Source organism: Micromonospora sp. GCM10011541 (genome assembly GCF_042650725.1).
Classification (GTDB): Bacteria; Actinomycetota; Actinomycetes; order Mycobacteriales; family Micromonosporaceae; genus Micromonospora; species Micromonospora sicca.
Map to the genome: position 1 here is coordinate 118,623 of NZ_JBHSBP010000057.1, position 13,746 is coordinate 132,368.

A 13,746-nucleotide genomic window follows, 5' to 3' on the forward strand; every position below is an offset into this window, starting at 1 on the left:
TTATGCCCTGCGAGCAGGGGAAGTTTCCCTGCCGGCCGCGGGCATGGACCGGGTCGCCGGTGGAATGCCGGTTCGGACGTCGATGGTCGGGCGAACCGGGGAGGTCGGGATGAGCGCGCTGACGCGCAACCTCAGTGGGGGACACGAGACGCTCCGCACGTACGGCCGGCGGGTGGAGATCCCGATGCTCGGCGAGGTGGCGGTGCCGCCGCCGGACAAGGTCGCCTACTACGCCGGGCTCGGGGTGCTGGCCGCGCTGCAGGTCATCGAGTGGCCGTTGGCCCTGGTGATCACCGCCGGGCACGTGCTGGCCGACCAGCGCATGTCCGGGCTGGTGAAGGGGGTGGGCGAGGCGCTGGAGTCGGCCTGACGAGACGGGACTCACGGTTGACCTCAACCCGGGTTCAGGGCCGAGGCTGAGGGCATGCCGATCACCCCCCGCGCGGCCCGCCGGTGACCGCCACCGCCGCTCCGGCCGTCCCGCCCGAGCACCTGTACGCCCCGCGCCTGCGGGCGATGACCGTGGGCAGCGTCGCCCTGGTGTCCCTGCTGGCGTTCGAGGCGCTGGCCGTCGGCACCGCCATGCCGACGGTCGCCCGCAGCCTGGACGGGCTGGCCCTGTACGCGCTCGCCTTCGGTGGCCCGTTCGCCTCCGGCGTGGTCGCGATGGTGGTCTCCGGCATCTGGTGCGACGCGCGGGGGCCCCGGGCGCCGATGTGGCACGGGGTGGCCTGGTTCGTGGTGGGGCTGCTGGTCGCCGGGAGCGCGTCGGCGATGGGGGTGCTGGTCGTCGGCCGGGTGGTGCAGGGCTTCGGCTCGGGCCTGCTGTCGGTGGCGCTCTACGTGATCGTGGGTCAGGCGTACCCGGAGGAGTTGCGGCGGCGGGTGTTCGCCGCGTTCGCGGCGGCCTGGGTCGTCCCGTCGCTGGTCGGTCCGGCGTTGGCCGGCCTGATCGTCGAGCACCTCGGCTGGCGGTGGGTCTTCCTGGCGGTGCCGGCGGTCGCGGTGCCGGCGGTGCTGCTGATCCAGCCCGGGCTGCGGGCGCTCGGCGCGACGGCGCCGGTCCGGCCGCCCGCGGGCGCGGCGGCCCGGATCGGCTGGGCCTGCGGGGCGGGGGCGAGCGCCGCACTGCTGCACTACGGGGGGCAGCAGCGCGGCGCGCTCGCGGTCGGCCTGGTGGGGGTGGCCCTGGTCGGGTTGCTCGGCTGCGCGCCGCGGCTGCTGCCGGCGGGTTTCCTGCGGGCCCGGCGGGGGCTGCCGACGGTGATCGGGCTGCGTGGCCTCGCCTCGGCGGCGTTCGCCGGGGCGGAGGTGGTGATCCCGTTGATGCTCTCCCGGGAGCGCGGGTTCGCCCCGACCGCGGCGGGTCTGGTGCTCACCGTGGGCGCGGTCTCCTGGTCGGCCGGCTCCTGGCTCCAGGGGCGGCTGCGTACTCCGCGCTCCGCCGCCACGCTGCCCCGGGCCGGGCTGGGCTGCGTCACCGCCGGTACGGCCGTCGTGGCGCTGACCGTCGTGCCGGCCGTGCCGGTGCCGTTCGCGGTGCTCGGCTGGGCCACGGCCGGGCTCGGGATGGGGTTGCTCTACCCGTCCCTGTCGGTGCTCACCCTGGCCCTCTCCGCCCCGGGTGAGCAGGGCCGGAACAGCTCCTCGCTGCAACTGGGCGACTCGTTGTTCGCCGCCACCGTGCTGGCGTTGACCGGTGCGGTGCTGGCCGTCGGCCCGGCGCCCGGTCCGGCCGGGTACGCGGCGACGCTCGCGGTGGCGGCCGGCTGCGGGCTGCTCGGGGTGCTGCTCGCGGGCCGGGTGGTGGTGCCGTCACGAATGGGGATGCCGGCTCGTCAGTCCGGGTGAGGCAGGGGGCGGTTCATGAGGGTTCTGGTCACCGGGGCGAGCGGCCGGCTCGGGCGGGTGGTGCTGCCGACGCTGCTCGGCGAGGGTTTCGCGGTGCGGGCGATGAGCCGGCACCGGCGCGACGACCCCCGGGTGGAGTGGGTGGTGGCGGACCTCGCGACCGGGGAGGGGCTGGCCGGGGCGGTCGGCGGCGTCGAGGCGGTGCTGCATCTGGCCTCCGCGCCGGGCGGTGGTCGTACCCACGACGTGGACGTGCTCGGCACCCGGCGACTGGTCGTCGCGGCCGGGTCCGCCGGCGTACGGCATCTGGTGCACGTCTCGATCGTGGGGATCGACCGGGTGCCGTTCGGCTACTACCGCCACAAGCTGGCCGCGGAGGAGGTGGTCCGGGCCGGTGCGGTGCCGTGGAGCATCCTGCGGGCGACCCAGTTCGCGGAGTTCCTGGACGAGCTGCTGCGGTCCGCCAGCCGGTTCGGCCCGACGATCGGGGACCGGGCGGTGCTCGCCCAGCCGGTCGACCCGGGCGAGGTGGCGGCCCGCCTCGCCGCGCGGCTCGCGGCCGGTCCGTCGTACGCGGTCGAGGAGTTCGCCGGGCCGCAGGTGCTCCGGTTCGACGAGGCGGCACGCGCCTGGCGGGCGGCCCGGAACTCCCGCCGGTCGCTGCTGCCGGTACGGATTCCGGGGCGGCTGGGCCGGGCGCTGCGGTCCGGCGGGCTGACCACCGCGGCGACCCCGACCGGCACCCGGACCTGGGCGGATCATCTCGCTGACACGTACGGGGGAACCGGGCGGAGATGAAAGCGTCGGCGATTCACCTTCGCTTTAGCGTGGCCGCATGCTCGTTTTCGTCACCACGGTGATCCTCTACGTGTTCGGTTTCGTCTTCCTCTACGGCGTGATCCGGCTGGGTGTCCGGCACGGGATCGAGGACGTCGAAGCGCACCGCATCCAGGCGGCCCGGGCGGAGGAGCTCGCCTCGTTCCAGGACCGGACCTTCGCCCGCGAGAACGCCTTCCTCACCGGCAGCTGACCTCGGCCGAGCCGCGGGCCGGGTCCACCGAGCGCAACCGGGGCGCGGGTGCGAGGATCGCATCCGTGATGGGGACGCTGAAGACCGAGCCGGCCCGCGCCCGGCTGGACCTGCTGGCACCGCCGGTGGCCGCCGCGATCGAGCGGTGGCCGGCCGAGGCACCGGTCGACGTGGACGACGTGCTGGTCGCGCCGATCGACGCCGAACTGGCCGACACGGCCGCGTTCTGCGCGGCGTACGAGGTGGGGCTCGACGTGTCGGCCAACTGTGTGGTGATCGCCGGCAAGCGGGAGGGCGAGATCCGGTACGCCGCCTGCATCGTGCTCGCCACCACCCGGGCCGACGTGAACGGGGTGGTCCGCCGGGCGCTGAACGTGCGCAAGGCCAGCTTCGCGCCGATGGCCGACGCGGTGGAGCTGACCGGCATGGAGTACGGCGGCATCACGCCGATCGGCCTGCCGGAGCAGTGGCCGATCCTGGTCGACTCGCGGGTGCTCGCCGCCCCGCACGTGATCATCGGGTCCGGCGTACGGCACAGCAAGATCGCGCTGCCCGGGCCGGCGCTCGGCGCGCTGCCCGGGGCGACGGTGGTGGACGGGCTGGCCAGGCCGGCCTAGATCATCGCGGGCGTCGATGCGGTTGCACGTGAAACATCACGATCATCGATGAATGTCCGGTGTCGGTCGACACCGGACGTCCACGTCGTCAGGCCGCCGACTCCCGCTGCTCGACCTCGCGGAGGGCGGCGAGCAGCGTCTCCGGCTCCTGCGCGCCGGTGACGGCGTACTTCCCGGCCAGCACGAAGGTCGGCACGCTGGTCACCCCGAGCTGGTGGGCGGCGGCCAGGTCGGCGGCGACCTCGCGCCGGCCGACGTTCGAGTCCAGGTACTCCCGGGTCTCGGCCTCGTCCAGGCCGACCTCGGCGGCGAGCTTGACCAGCGCGTCCTTCGAACCGACGTCGATCCCGTCGGTGAAGTGCGCCCGGTAGAGCGCGCCGATCATCTCGGCGGCGCGACCGCGCTCGGTGGCGAACCGGATCAGCCGGTGCGCCTCGAAGGTGTTGGAGTGCACCGCCTTGTCGAAGCGCATGTCCAGGCCGACGCCGGCCGCGACCTGCGACACCTGGGCGAACATCGCCTCGGCCCGCTCCCGGCCGCCGAACTTCGCGCCCATCGCCTCGACCAGCGGCTTCGGCTCGGTGACCGGCGTCGGGTCCAGCTGGAACGGCCGGTACCGGACGGTCACCTCACCGTCGTACGACTCGAGGGCCTGCTCCAGCCGGCGCTTGCCGATCCAGCACCAGGGGCAGACCACGTCGGCGTAGATTTCGATCTCCATGAACGCTGTGAACGCCCAGCTCAGCCGGCTTGTTCCCGGACCTGGCGCTTGAGCCGGGCCAGGATCGCGGTCCCGCCGCGCACCCGCAGCGGGCTGATCGCCTGGGCCAGCCCCATCCGCTGGTAGAGGTCGTCCGGCACGGCCAGCACCTGCTCGGCGTTCGCCCCGGCCAGCCCCTCGGCGAGGATGCCGGCGAAGGCGCGGGTGGTCGGTGCCTCCGGCGGGCAGTCGAACCAGGTGAGCACCGTCCCGTCCGGCTGGACCTGGGCGCGCAGGAAGAACGCCGTCTGGCACTCGGGCACCTGCTCCATGCCCGCCCGGTCGATCTCCGCGGGCAGGGGGGGGATGACGTCGGCGTACTCGAGCAGCATCTCCAGGACCAGGTCGCGGGGCGCGGCGGCGAACTCGTCGACGATCTCGGCCAGCTTGGTCGGCATCTCGGGCATCCCGTCAGGCTACCGCCGCCGACGCGGCGCCCACCGGGGTCGGCGGTGGGCGCCCCGTCGGCCGGGTCACACGTTCGGGGCGGCCTCGCTGATGTCGCTGAGGGCGGAGTTCGGGTCGAGCTGCATGGCGAGGTCGCCGAGCGAGACGATGCCGACCAGCTTGCGGTCGTTGTCGCAGACCAGCACCCGCCGGATGTTGCGCTCGCGCATCAGCGCGGCCGCCTCGCTCGCGGTGGAGTGCTGCTCGATCATCACGACCTCGCGGGTGATGATCGAGCCGATGGTGGTGGTCCCCGGGTCGGCGCGTTCGGCCACCGCCCGCACCACGATGTCGCGGTCGGTCAGCATGCCGGCGAGGGTGGCCCCGTCGGTGACCACCACGTCGCCGATGTCCGCCTCCTTCATCACCCTGGCCGCCTCGTCCAGCATGGTCTCCGCCGCTAGGTAGACCACCTGCTTCGTCATCACGTCGCTGACCCGGTACATGAGAGCCTCCGCAAACCTCGGTCGATCCCGCAGCGGTACCCGGTGGCGCGTCCGCTACACCCCGTCGCGGCGCGCCGCGCGCACCTCGACGACGAGCCGCTCGACCAGACCGTCCAGCGGCAGCTCGACCCGCTCGCCGCCGGCCCGGTCGCGCAGCTCGACGTACCCGTCGGCGAGCCGGCGGCCGACCACGACGGCGCGCGGGATGCCGATCAGCTCGGCGTCGGTGAACTTCACCCCGGCCGAGACGTGCGTCCGGTCGTCGACCAGCACCCGCAGGCCGGCGGCGGCCAGGCGTCCGCCGAGGTCGAGTGCCGCGTCGAGCTGCGGCCCCTTCCCGGCCGCCACCAGGTGTACGTCGCACGGCGCGACCGCGGCGGGCCACACCAGACCCCGCTCGTCGTGGTGCTGCTCGGCGACCGCCGCCACCGCCCGGGACACCCCGATGCCGTAGCAGCCCATGGTCGGCCGGACCGGCTTGCCCGCCGGGCCGAGCACGTCGACGGCGAACGCGTCGGTGAACCGCCGGCCGAGCTGGAAGATGTGCCCGATCTCGATGCCCCGCCGGATGGTCAGCTCGCCGACCTCGCACGCCGGGCAGGCGTCGCCCGCGCGCACCTCGGCCGCCTCGATCGTGCCCGCCGGGGTGAAGTCCCGACCGCAGACCACGTCGACCGCGTGCCGGCCCGGCTCGTTCGCCCCGGTCAGCCAGGTGGTGCCGGTGACCACCCGGGGGTCGACCAGGTAGCGGACGCCGAGCTTCTCCAGGATCTGCGGCCCGATGTAGCCGCGGACCAGCTCGGGGTGGGCCGCCCAGTCGTCGAAGACCGCGACCGTGGCCGGGTGCAGCGCCGCCTCGACCCGCTTGAGGTCCACCTCCCGGTCGCCGGGCAGCCCGATCACCAGCAGCTCGGACTCCTCGGTGCCGGGCCGGCGCACGGTCAGCACCACGTTCTTCAAGGTGTCCGCGGCGGTCCAGGCGCGCCGCCCGCCGAGGCCGCGCGCGTTCGCCAGCTCGACCAGCGAGGCGATCGTCGGGGTCTCCGGAGTGTCGTGCACCTCCAGCGCCGGGTGCGCGTCCGGGTCACCGGTCGCCGGGGCGCGGGTCACCACCGCCTCGGTGTTGGCGGCGTAGTCGCAGGCCGTGCAGCCGACGAAGGTGTCCTCGCCGACGGGTGTGGCGGCCAGGAACTCCTCCGACGCCGAGCCGCCCATCGCCCCGGACATCGCGTGCACCACCGTGTAGTCCAGCCCGAGCCGGTCGAAGACCCTTCGGTACGCGTCGCGGTGCCGGTCGTACGCCGCTTGCAGACCGGCCTCGTCCAGGTCGAAGGAGTACGCGTCCTTCATCAGGAACTCGCGCCCGCGCAGCAGGCCGGCCCGGGGCCGGGCCTCGTCCCGGAACTTCGTCTGGATCTGGAACAGCGTCACCGGGAAGTCGCGGTACGACGAGAAGAGGTCCTTGACCAGCAGCGCGGCCAGCTCCTCGTGCGTCGGGGCGAGCAGGTGCTCCGCGCCCTTCCGGTCGGCGAGGGTGAAGATGTCGTCGCCGTACTCCGCCCACCGCCCGCTGGTCCGGTACGGCTCCGCCGGCAGCAGTGCCGGGAAGTGCACCTCCTGGTCACCGATCGCGGTCATCTCCGAGCGGACGATCTCGGTGATCCGGTCCAGCACCAGCTTGCCGAGCGGCAGCCAGGTGTAGCCGCCCGGCGCGGCGCGGCGGACGTAGCCGGCACGGACCAGCAGTCGGTGGCTCGGCACCTCTGCGTCCGCCGGGTCCTCGCGCAGGGTCCGGAGCAGCAGGGTCGACATGCGCAGCAGCATTGCCGCAGCGTACGGCGGGCGCGATGGGAAGGGCGATCCAATTCGTCGGGTGCGTGGCCGTGCCCCGGTGGTCAGCGCAGTCCGCGGATGAGGTTGTCGATCAGGGTGCGGGCGAAGTCCTCGGTCAAGGGCTGGTCGGGCAGGAGAAGGCGGTGGTAGCAGGCGCCCCAGAGTTGGTCGACGACGGACTCAGGGTCGATGTCGGCACGTAGCTGTCCGCGGGCCACGGCTCTGGTGAGGGCCTCGACGGCGAGGGCGCGGCGGGGCCCGGAGTAGCGCTCGCGGTACGCGGTGGCCAGGTCCGGGTCGGTCTGGGCCTGCGCGATGAGTTGGCTGATCACGCGCCCGGCGGGGGTGTCCCGCATGAGGCGGACGAATGCGGTGAGCTGGTCGGTCAGGTCGACGATTATGTCGCCGGTGTCGGGGAAGGCGAGGGCCGGGCCGACGACGGTGAAGTAGCCGTCGAGGGCGAGGGCGCCTCTGGAGGGCCACCATTTGTAGATCGTCATGCGGCTGGCACCGGCCTCGGCGGCCACCTTCTCGATGGTGAAGCCCGCCATGCCCTGCGCCAGCAGCAGGTTTCCGGCGGCGGTGAGGATCTCGGCGCGGACCTGGTCGGCGGGGCGGCGGCCCCGGCCGCGTCGGGGCGTTGCCGCGGCACCTGGTGTGGCTTCGGACACCAGCCGTCTCCTTATATGGACACCGTGTCTTCGTCTTGATTATATGGACACAGCGTACACGACAGCGATGGCAGGAGGATCCCATGACCACGCCAACCACCCACACCGACCGGGTCGCGATCGTCACCGGCGGTTCCCGAGGCATCGGTGCCGAGAGCGCCCGACGCCTCGCCGCCGACGGGTTCGCGGTCGTGGTCGGCTACTCCGGCAGCGCCGCCGAGGCCGACCGGGTCGTCTCCGACATCACCACCGCCGGTGGCAGGGCGGTCGCGGTACGGGCCGACGTCGCCGACGAGACCGCCGTCGCCGCCATGTTCGAAATCGCCGAGCAGACGTTCGGTGGCGTCGACGTGGTGGTGAACAGCGCCGGCATCATGATCCTCGCCCCCTTGGCCGACTTCGACCTCGACGCGTTCGACCGGATGCAGCGCGTCAACGTGCGCGGCACGTTCGTCGTCGACCAGCAGGCCGCCCGCCGGCTGCGCGCCGGTGGGGCGATCATCAACCTCTCCACCTCCGTGCTCGGACTGGCCCTGCCCACCTACGCGGCCTACATCGCCAGCAAGGGCGCCGTCGAGGGGCTCACCAGGGTCCTGGCCCGGGAGTTGCGCGGCCGGGACATCACCGTCAACGCTGTCGCCCCCGGGCCCACCGCCACCGACCTGTTCCTCGAGGGCAAGGACGAGGAGACCATCGCCCGGATGGCCGCGCAGCCGCCGCTGGAGCGCCTGGGCACCACGGACGATGTCGCCACCGTGGTGGCGTTCCTGGCCGGACCCGCCCGCTGGATCAACGGCCAGGTCATCCGGGTCAACGGCGGGATCGTCTGACCCGGCGAGGCCGCACCGCGGACATCACCACGCTCGCCCCGAGGCTCAGCGGCGCTTGGCGTACTCGATGAAGGTGCGCCAGGTGTGGCGGGCGAAGGTGAGGGCCGGGCCGGTCGGGTCCTTGCTGTCGCGGACGCCGACGACGCCAGGCAGGTTGTCGGCCACCTCGACGCACTCGCTCTGAGCGCTGCGGGTGGACTTGCGCCAGATCGCGCCGATCAGCTCCATGACGTCATCACTTCCTTCATCAGGTCGACCGACCGTCCGCGAGGTAGTGCCTCGCTTCGGACACTCTCCCACCTGGACAGAAGGACTGCCAGATCGTCCTCCTTGTCGATGACCGCGCCGCCGAGCTGGTTCTCCAGGTAGCCAACCCATCCGCCATCCGAGCCCCGCGCAAGACTGAACGGTCCGGCGAGTCCGACGTGCAGGCTGACCTCGGCAGGGACGATGTGCACGCTGACTTTCGAGCGTTCGACGCACTCGATCAGGTGCGCGATCTGCTGGCTCATGAGCCCTCGGAAGCTCTCGTCAGCCCGCCTGAGGACGAGTTCATCCATCACGGCCACGAACGTCGTCAGGTTCGGCTGCGTCAGGATTGACTGTCGGTCCATCCGGACCGCGAGCCGCTTCTCCACCTCGTCGTCGCCGAGCATGGCGTCGGTGCGGATGATGGCTCGGGCGTAGTTCTCGGTCTGGAGCAGGCCGGGCACAAGACTCGGCTGGTAGCAGCGCAACTGCTGTGCTTGCCGCTCGGCTTCCAACCACGGCCGGAACCAGCTCGGCTGTCCGTCCCGTTCCGCCAGCTTGAGCAGGGACGTCAACAGCCCGCCGGTACCCAGCACCTCGTCGGCCCGTTTCAGGAAGAACCGGTCGAGCGGCCGTTGGCCCAGCTCGACCGCGGACACCTGGGAGCCGGAGAAGTGGACCAGCTTCCCGAACTCCTCCTGGCTCAGCTCAGCGTTCATCCGCAGCCGGCGCAGCTGTGCCCGGATCAGCTCCGCGGTCGGCTCACCTTCCACGCTTCCTCCACGATTCTCCCGGCGTCTCCACGGCTTTCCCTCGCCGAGGGCACAGCCGACCTGACCTCGCCACGGCCGGCGTCGATGCCTTCCGAGCGTAGTTCCGTCCTCAGCAGACTGTCACGTAGCGGGCTGCCTCCGTCCGGCCCGCTGCGGGGCCGCCCGTGATCCCCCGATGCAGGGGCGGCCCCGGCTCCGTGCTGCTGAAGGAGGTCGAGATGCGCAACCCATTCCATTCGTTCCGGTGCCGGACCGACAACGTCGTGTGCCGATGATCCCCTCCGGTCCGCTTCCGGTGCCCCGCCTCGGGCCGTACCCGGACCGGCCGCGGCCGTACCCGCCGGGCCACCCGCCGCACCTGCCGATCCGCCCGCTGTGGGTGTGCCGGGCCTGCGGGCTGCCGTGGCCGTGTGCCGAGGCCCGGCTGCTCCTCAAGGTCGAGTACGACGCCAGCCCCGTCGACCTGGCCATCTACCTGTCCGGGCTCTACCACGAGGCGACCCACGACCTGTTCCGGCTGAACCCGCACGACGGCCCCACCCCGCGGGAGCTGTTCGAGCGGTTCGTCGCCTGGGGTCCGTACCGGAGAGGGTTGGTCGACCCGCCGACCGGCGACCGGTGATCGGCCGGAACTTCTCATCGAGGCACGGCAACCACCGCGGCTGAGTGTGACGTCTGGAGGGGCGTCAGGATGATGCACCACCTCACCCCAAGGATCGGCTCGTGTGGACCCTCTGCTGAGTGAGTTCGACTCGTTCGTCCGTCACCGGACGCCCGCGCTCCTGCGCTCCGCCTATCTGCTCACCGGTGACCAGCACCTGGCCGAGGACCTCGTCCAGTCGGCGCTGGCCCGGACCCACCGGTCCTGGAGCCGGCTGCACGACAGCGGCAACGCCGAGGCGTACACCCGCAAGATCATGTACCACCTCCAGGTCTCCTGGTGGCGGCGGCGCCGGGTTCCCGAGTCGATGCCGGGCGACCTGCCCGAGCCACGCGGAGGCGACCGGGCCCCCGACCACGCCCAGCAGACCACCCTCCGGCTGACCCTGCGGGCGGCGCTGGCGAAGCTCTCCACCAAGCAGCGCGCCGTGCTGGTCCTGCGGTTCTTCGAGGACCGCACCGAGGCCGAGGCCGCCGACCTGCTCGGCGTCACCGTCGGCACCGTCAAGAGCCAGACCTCGAAGGCCCTGGCCAAGCTGCGCACCGTCGCCCCGGAACTCGCCGAGCTGTACGTCCTGGAAGGAAGCGCCCGATGAACGACGACCGTTTCCGGCTCGACCTGGCCGACCTGGCCGACGAGGTCACCCCGGTCGACCTGCGGGACCGGGCCCTGCGTACCTCCCGCCGGCTCGGCATCCAGCGGGCCGTGGCCACCTCGGCCGCCGCGCTGGTGCTGCTCGCCGCCGCCACCGGCACGGCCTTCGCCATCCGCCCGGACGGCGGGGCACCCGCGCCCGCCCCCGCCGGCCCCTCCCTCATCGCGACCTGGCCCGCGGTCGAGGTGACCCCGACGCCGGAGCCGAGCGCGAGCCCCCCGGCGACCACCACCTCGGAACCGGCGGCGACCGCGACGATCGGCCGGGTCTTCTACGGCCCGGCACCCGACAACTCGTCTGCGACCACGGCGCGACTGCGCTCCTGGAAGCCTGGCGGCGTACCGGTGGACCTGCTCAGCGTCCCGCGCACGTCGGCGCTGGCCAACGCGGCCGTCTCGCCAGACGGCGAGCGGGTGGCCTGGGTGGACCGGAACGCCAACCTCTGGGTCGCGGACGTCAACGGTTCCGGGCGGCGCAAGGTGCGCGCCGGGGTGGAGGGCGACTGCTGGGGCCCCACCTGGTCCCCCGACTCCAAGCGGCTGGCGCTGGCGCTGGTCGACCCGGCCACCCCCGGCGCCAGCCGGCGGGGCGTGCTGAACCTGGCCTCGAACACGTTCACCGAGGTGGGCAAACTCATCGGCTGCCACCCGCTCTGGTCGGCCAACGGGAAGGTGTTCGCCTTTCCGGACGGCTCCGCAGGACGGGTCACCATGACGGCGCCGGACGGCGCCGGACAGTGGTCCATTCCGAAGCTCGGCGGGACCGCCCGGTACGACTGCTTCGACGTGGCCAGCCTCTCCCCTGAGGGTGACCGGATCGCGCTGTACCGGCGCGGGCCAGACGTGCCGTCAGGGGACGTCGCCCGGGAACTCGACGCCAACGTGGTGCTCGACACCCGCACCGGCAATGAGGTCGGGTTGCCGCTCGGCGGGCGGGAACTGCGCCAGGCGTACTTCCAGGCCGACGGGAGGCTGGTGGCCCGGGTGGCCTCCGGAAAGGGCTTCGCCCTGGTGCTGATCGACGGAGACGGTCGGAAGGTCTCCGAGATCGCCGAACCGGACGTCCTGAAGGACATGCAGATCCTCGGGGTCGCCGGCTAGGCGAGCGGTCGACAGATGGTCGGGGGTGAACCGGTCCCGGCATGACGCAGGCCCCCAGCGCTCGGCGCTGGGGGCCCGCATGCTGTTGAGGATCAGCGCTGCTCGGCGCCACCGGCGGTGGCCCCGCGCTTTGCCCGCGCTCAGCGCACCTTGGCCTTGAGGTAGGCGAGCCACCCCTTCTCGAACTCCTCGTACGACACCCCGAGGACGTCCCGCGTCACCTCTCCGATCTTTCTGCTGCGGTAGTGCTCGGCCACGAGCTGGAACATCTTCTGTTCCCCGTACCGCTCGACGAGGTAGCCGATGGCCGAGTGGCCCAGCCAGTAGTGGTAGCCGACCCGGCCCTCCTGGTCCCAGGTCAGCCTGCCCGGCAGCGAGTACGGCAGGCCGATCTCCCGGATCACCGCCCGGGAGTCCGCCGTACGCTCGCTGGTCAGCCAGGGCTTCCGGCCGTTACCCAGGTACTCCGCGAACCCCTCGACCAGCCACGTCTCCCGCTCGGCGAGCAGATACGAGCCCGGGGCGCGGGCGGTGAGGTTGCCGACCAGGGCGTGGCCGATCTCGTGCCGGAAGAGGTTCAGCTGCCGCTCCCGGGTGCCCCTGGTGAAGTGGTACGCGTCGCGGACGTCGACCACCACCCGGGTCGCCCCGACCACCGGGCCCTTCTCGTCGCTGTTGAGCACACCCTCCGGCGGCACCGGGATCGCGACCCCGGACTCGGTGGGCGTCTCCTTCGTGGTCCGGTAGAGGGAACCCAGCTCGGCGCGACCCTTGACCAGGGAGATGACGAAACCCGACGGCGCCGCGGCGCTCACCCCGCCGGCCTGCCAGGCGGCCAGGTCGGCCACCGCGGCCTGCTCGGCGATCGGGGCGTACCGCTGCGCCTCCGCCCGCAACGACGAGTCGACGATCAGCAGCGTGTGCGGCGTCCGCTCGACGTGGATGCTCCGCCACTTGTCCCACGGGGCCGGGTAGTGGGTGATCGCGTCCCGCTTGCGCTCCGCCGGGACGCCACCCGCGTGGGTGACCTTCAGCGGGCCGTCCTTGTCGGTCTGGACGACCGTCCATCGGTACCACTCCTCGACCGGGCCGAGGTCGAAGCCGTCGAAGCGGTGCACGAACGCCACCGTCACGTCGACCTCGTGCCCGCCGCCCACCGGCCGGAAGTCGCCCTTGGTGAGGTACTCGAAGCGGACGTCGGCCAGCGGCAGCACGCTCAGGTTCCGGTACAGGCTGGTCTGCTCCGCGACCAGGCCCTTCGTCGTCGGATCGAACGGCGCGACGAACGTCTTCTCGTTCCGTTCCGCGAGCGCCTTGGTGTGCGCCGCCAGCAGCGCCTCGATCTTCTCCTGCCTGATCGGGTTGTACCTGTCGTCGAGCGCGGCGGCCGAGGCGTCGTTCCGCTCGTCGAGGTACGACTTCAGCCCGACGAGCGAGACCGCCGCGCACAGGAACAGGGCCAGCACCGCCGCGCCGAGCCCGATCCAGAGGCCGCGCCGGGACCGCCGGCCCGGTGCGGGCGGCGGAGCGTACGCCCCCGGTGGCGGGTAGGGCGCCGGCCCGTACGGCACGGGTGCGCCGTACGGGCCGGCCGGCGCCGGGTGGGCGTGCGGTGGGCCGTACGGTCCGGGGTGTCCCGGTGGGGGAACGGAGGGCGGTCCCTCGGTCATGGCTGGCGTCCTCGCTCGGGTCCGACGGATCGGGGCCGCCGTCCACTCGGGACCGCCCCCGATTGGGATCGAGGCGTCATTATTTCCGCCCGAGCGCCCGATTTGCTGCCCCGCGTCACCGCCGGCGGCGTGGGCCACGCCACGTCCGTCCGC

General features: G+C 72.8%; 17 protein-coding genes. 9 read left to right on the forward strand and 8 right to left on the reverse strand.

Annotated elements, in window-relative coordinates; all coding sequences use genetic code 11:
- Window positions 1–109 precede the first annotated feature (109 nt).
- The 5 genes from ACFOYX_RS25185 (at window position 110) to ACFOYX_RS25205 (ending at window position 3,498) form a co-directional block, all read left to right on the forward strand.
- Window positions 110–370 (forward strand): hypothetical protein, encoded by a 261-nt coding sequence (locus ACFOYX_RS25185; RefSeq protein WP_322439806.1) that lies wholly within the window; start codon window positions 110–112, stop codon window positions 368–370.
- A gap of 83 nt (window positions 371–453) precedes the next feature.
- Window positions 454–1,851 (forward strand): MFS transporter, encoded by a 1,398-nt coding sequence (locus ACFOYX_RS25190; protein WP_322439805.1) that lies wholly within the window; start codon window positions 454–456, stop codon window positions 1,849–1,851.
- Window positions 1,852–1,866: 15 nt separating this feature from the next.
- Window positions 1,867–2,649, forward strand: a complete 783-nt coding sequence (locus ACFOYX_RS25195) for an NAD(P)H-binding protein (protein ID WP_322439804.1) — start codon at window positions 1,867–1,869, stop codon at window positions 2,647–2,649.
- A gap of 37 nt (window positions 2,650–2,686) precedes the next feature.
- Entirely contained in the window at window positions 2,687–2,881 is a 195-nt protein-coding gene (locus ACFOYX_RS25200) for a hypothetical protein (protein ID WP_109801598.1), read from the forward strand.
- A 68-nt stretch (window positions 2,882–2,949) separates the two neighbouring features.
- Window positions 2,950–3,498, forward strand: coding sequence for a YbaK/EbsC family protein (locus ACFOYX_RS25205; RefSeq protein ID WP_322439867.1), 549 nt, complete (start codon window positions 2,950–2,952; stop codon window positions 3,496–3,498).
- 88 nt (window positions 3,499–3,586) lie between these two features.
- Here ACFOYX_RS25205 and ACFOYX_RS25210 read toward each other — a convergent pair whose 3' ends face one another.
- The 5 genes from ACFOYX_RS25210 to ACFOYX_RS25230 all read right to left on the reverse strand — a co-directional run bounded on the left by ACFOYX_RS25210 (window position 3,587) and on the right by ACFOYX_RS25230 (window position 7,655).
- Window positions 3,587–4,219, reverse strand: a complete 633-nt coding sequence (locus tag ACFOYX_RS25210; protein ID WP_322439803.1) for a DsbA family oxidoreductase — start codon at window positions 4,217–4,219, stop codon at window positions 3,587–3,589.
- A gap of 20 nt (window positions 4,220–4,239) precedes the next feature.
- On the reverse strand, window positions 4,240–4,665 hold the full coding sequence (locus ACFOYX_RS25215; protein WP_109801601.1) for a SufE family protein: 426 nt from the start codon (window positions 4,663–4,665) through the stop codon (window positions 4,240–4,242).
- Window positions 4,666–4,731: 66 nt separating this feature from the next.
- Window positions 4,732–5,151, reverse strand: coding sequence for a CBS domain-containing protein (locus ACFOYX_RS25220; RefSeq protein ID WP_322439802.1), 420 nt, complete (start codon window positions 5,149–5,151; stop codon window positions 4,732–4,734).
- Window positions 5,152–5,205: 54 nt separating this feature from the next.
- On the reverse strand, window positions 5,206–6,975 hold the full coding sequence (locus ACFOYX_RS25225; RefSeq protein WP_322439801.1) for a proline--tRNA ligase: 1,770 nt from the start codon (window positions 6,973–6,975) through the stop codon (window positions 5,206–5,208).
- A 71-nt stretch (window positions 6,976–7,046) separates the two neighbouring features.
- Window positions 7,047–7,655, reverse strand: a complete 609-nt coding sequence (locus ACFOYX_RS25230) for a TetR/AcrR family transcriptional regulator (protein WP_236647727.1) — start codon at window positions 7,653–7,655, stop codon at window positions 7,047–7,049.
- 83 nt (window positions 7,656–7,738) lie between these two features.
- Here ACFOYX_RS25230 and ACFOYX_RS25235 point away from each other — a divergent pair, with 83 nt between their 5' ends.
- Entirely contained in the window at window positions 7,739–8,485 is a 747-nt protein-coding gene (locus ACFOYX_RS25235) for an SDR family oxidoreductase (RefSeq protein WP_322439800.1), read from the forward strand.
- Between the two features lie 45 nt (window positions 8,486–8,530).
- Here the strand turns inward: ACFOYX_RS25235 and ACFOYX_RS25240 are convergent, their stop codons facing one another.
- Window positions 8,531–8,713, reverse strand: coding sequence for a DUF397 domain-containing protein (locus ACFOYX_RS25240; protein WP_322439799.1), 183 nt, complete (start codon window positions 8,711–8,713; stop codon window positions 8,531–8,533).
- Window positions 8,704–9,507, reverse strand: a complete 804-nt coding sequence (locus ACFOYX_RS25245) for a helix-turn-helix transcriptional regulator (protein ID WP_322475085.1) — start codon at window positions 9,505–9,507, stop codon at window positions 8,704–8,706. Before ACFOYX_RS25245 ends, ACFOYX_RS25240 begins: the two co-directional genes overlap by 10 nt.
- Before the next feature lie 271 nt (window positions 9,508–9,778).
- Between ACFOYX_RS25245 and ACFOYX_RS25250 the strand changes: the two genes are divergently transcribed.
- The 3 genes from ACFOYX_RS25250 to ACFOYX_RS25260 all read left to right on the forward strand — a co-directional run bounded on the left by ACFOYX_RS25250 (window position 9,779) and on the right by ACFOYX_RS25260 (window position 11,923).
- Window positions 9,779–10,129 (forward strand): hypothetical protein, encoded by a 351-nt coding sequence (locus ACFOYX_RS25250; RefSeq protein WP_322439797.1) that lies wholly within the window; start codon window positions 9,779–9,781, stop codon window positions 10,127–10,129.
- A gap of 103 nt (window positions 10,130–10,232) precedes the next feature.
- A complete protein-coding gene (locus tag ACFOYX_RS25255) occupies window positions 10,233–10,763 on the forward strand; it encodes a SigE family RNA polymerase sigma factor (protein WP_322439796.1) in 531 nt (176 codons plus the stop codon).
- Window positions 10,760–11,923 carry a hypothetical protein gene (locus tag ACFOYX_RS25260; RefSeq protein WP_322439795.1) on the forward strand — a complete coding sequence of 388 codons (1,164 nt, stop codon included), beginning with the start codon at window positions 10,760–10,762 and terminating at the stop codon, window positions 11,921–11,923. Before ACFOYX_RS25255 ends, ACFOYX_RS25260 begins: the two co-directional genes overlap by 4 nt.
- 140 nt (window positions 11,924–12,063) lie before the next feature.
- Here the strand turns inward: ACFOYX_RS25260 and ACFOYX_RS25265 are convergent, their stop codons facing one another.
- Complete coding sequence (locus tag ACFOYX_RS25265; protein ID WP_377534446.1) at window positions 12,064–13,593, reverse strand: hypothetical protein; 1,530 nt, start codon at window positions 13,591–13,593, stop codon at window positions 12,064–12,066.
- Window positions 13,594–13,746 lie beyond the last annotated feature (153 nt).

Coding starts and splice junctions, on each gene's coding strand:
- ACFOYX_RS25185 (WP_322439806.1), top strand. CDS start 110: ATGAGCGCGCTGACGCGCAACCTCAGTGGGGGACACGAGACGCTCCGC.
- ACFOYX_RS25195 (WP_322439804.1), top strand. CDS start 1,867: ATGAGGGTTCTGGTCACCGGGGCGAGCGGCCGGCTCGGGCGGGTGGTG.
- ACFOYX_RS25200 (WP_109801598.1), top strand. CDS start 2,687: ATGCTCGTTTTCGTCACCACGGTGATCCTCTACGTGTTCGGTTTCGTC.
- ACFOYX_RS25205 (WP_322439867.1), top strand. CDS start 2,950: ATGGGGACGCTGAAGACCGAGCCGGCCCGCGCCCGGCTGGACCTGCTG.
- ACFOYX_RS25210 (WP_322439803.1), bottom strand. CDS start 4,219: ATGGAGATCGAAATCTACGCCGACGTGGTCTGCCCCTGGTGCTGGATC.
- ACFOYX_RS25215 (WP_109801601.1), bottom strand. CDS start 4,665: ATGCCCGAGATGCCGACCAAGCTGGCCGAGATCGTCGACGAGTTCGCC.
- ACFOYX_RS25220 (WP_322439802.1), bottom strand. CDS start 5,151: ATGTACCGGGTCAGCGACGTGATGACGAAGCAGGTGGTCTACCTAGCG.
- ACFOYX_RS25225 (WP_322439801.1), bottom strand. CDS start 6,975: ATGCTGCTGCGCATGTCGACCCTGCTGCTCCGGACCCTGCGCGAGGAC.
- ACFOYX_RS25235 (WP_322439800.1), top strand. CDS start 7,739: ATGACCACGCCAACCACCCACACCGACCGGGTCGCGATCGTCACCGGC.
- ACFOYX_RS25240 (WP_322439799.1), bottom strand. CDS start 8,713: ATGGAGCTGATCGGCGCGATCTGGCGCAAGTCCACCCGCAGCGCTCAG.
- ACFOYX_RS25250 (WP_322439797.1), top strand. CDS start 9,779: ATGATCCCCTCCGGTCCGCTTCCGGTGCCCCGCCTCGGGCCGTACCCG.
- ACFOYX_RS25260 (WP_322439795.1), top strand. CDS start 10,760: ATGAACGACGACCGTTTCCGGCTCGACCTGGCCGACCTGGCCGACGAG.
- ACFOYX_RS25265 (WP_377534446.1), bottom strand. CDS start 13,593: ATGACCGAGGGACCGCCCTCCGTTCCCCCACCGGGACACCCCGGACCG.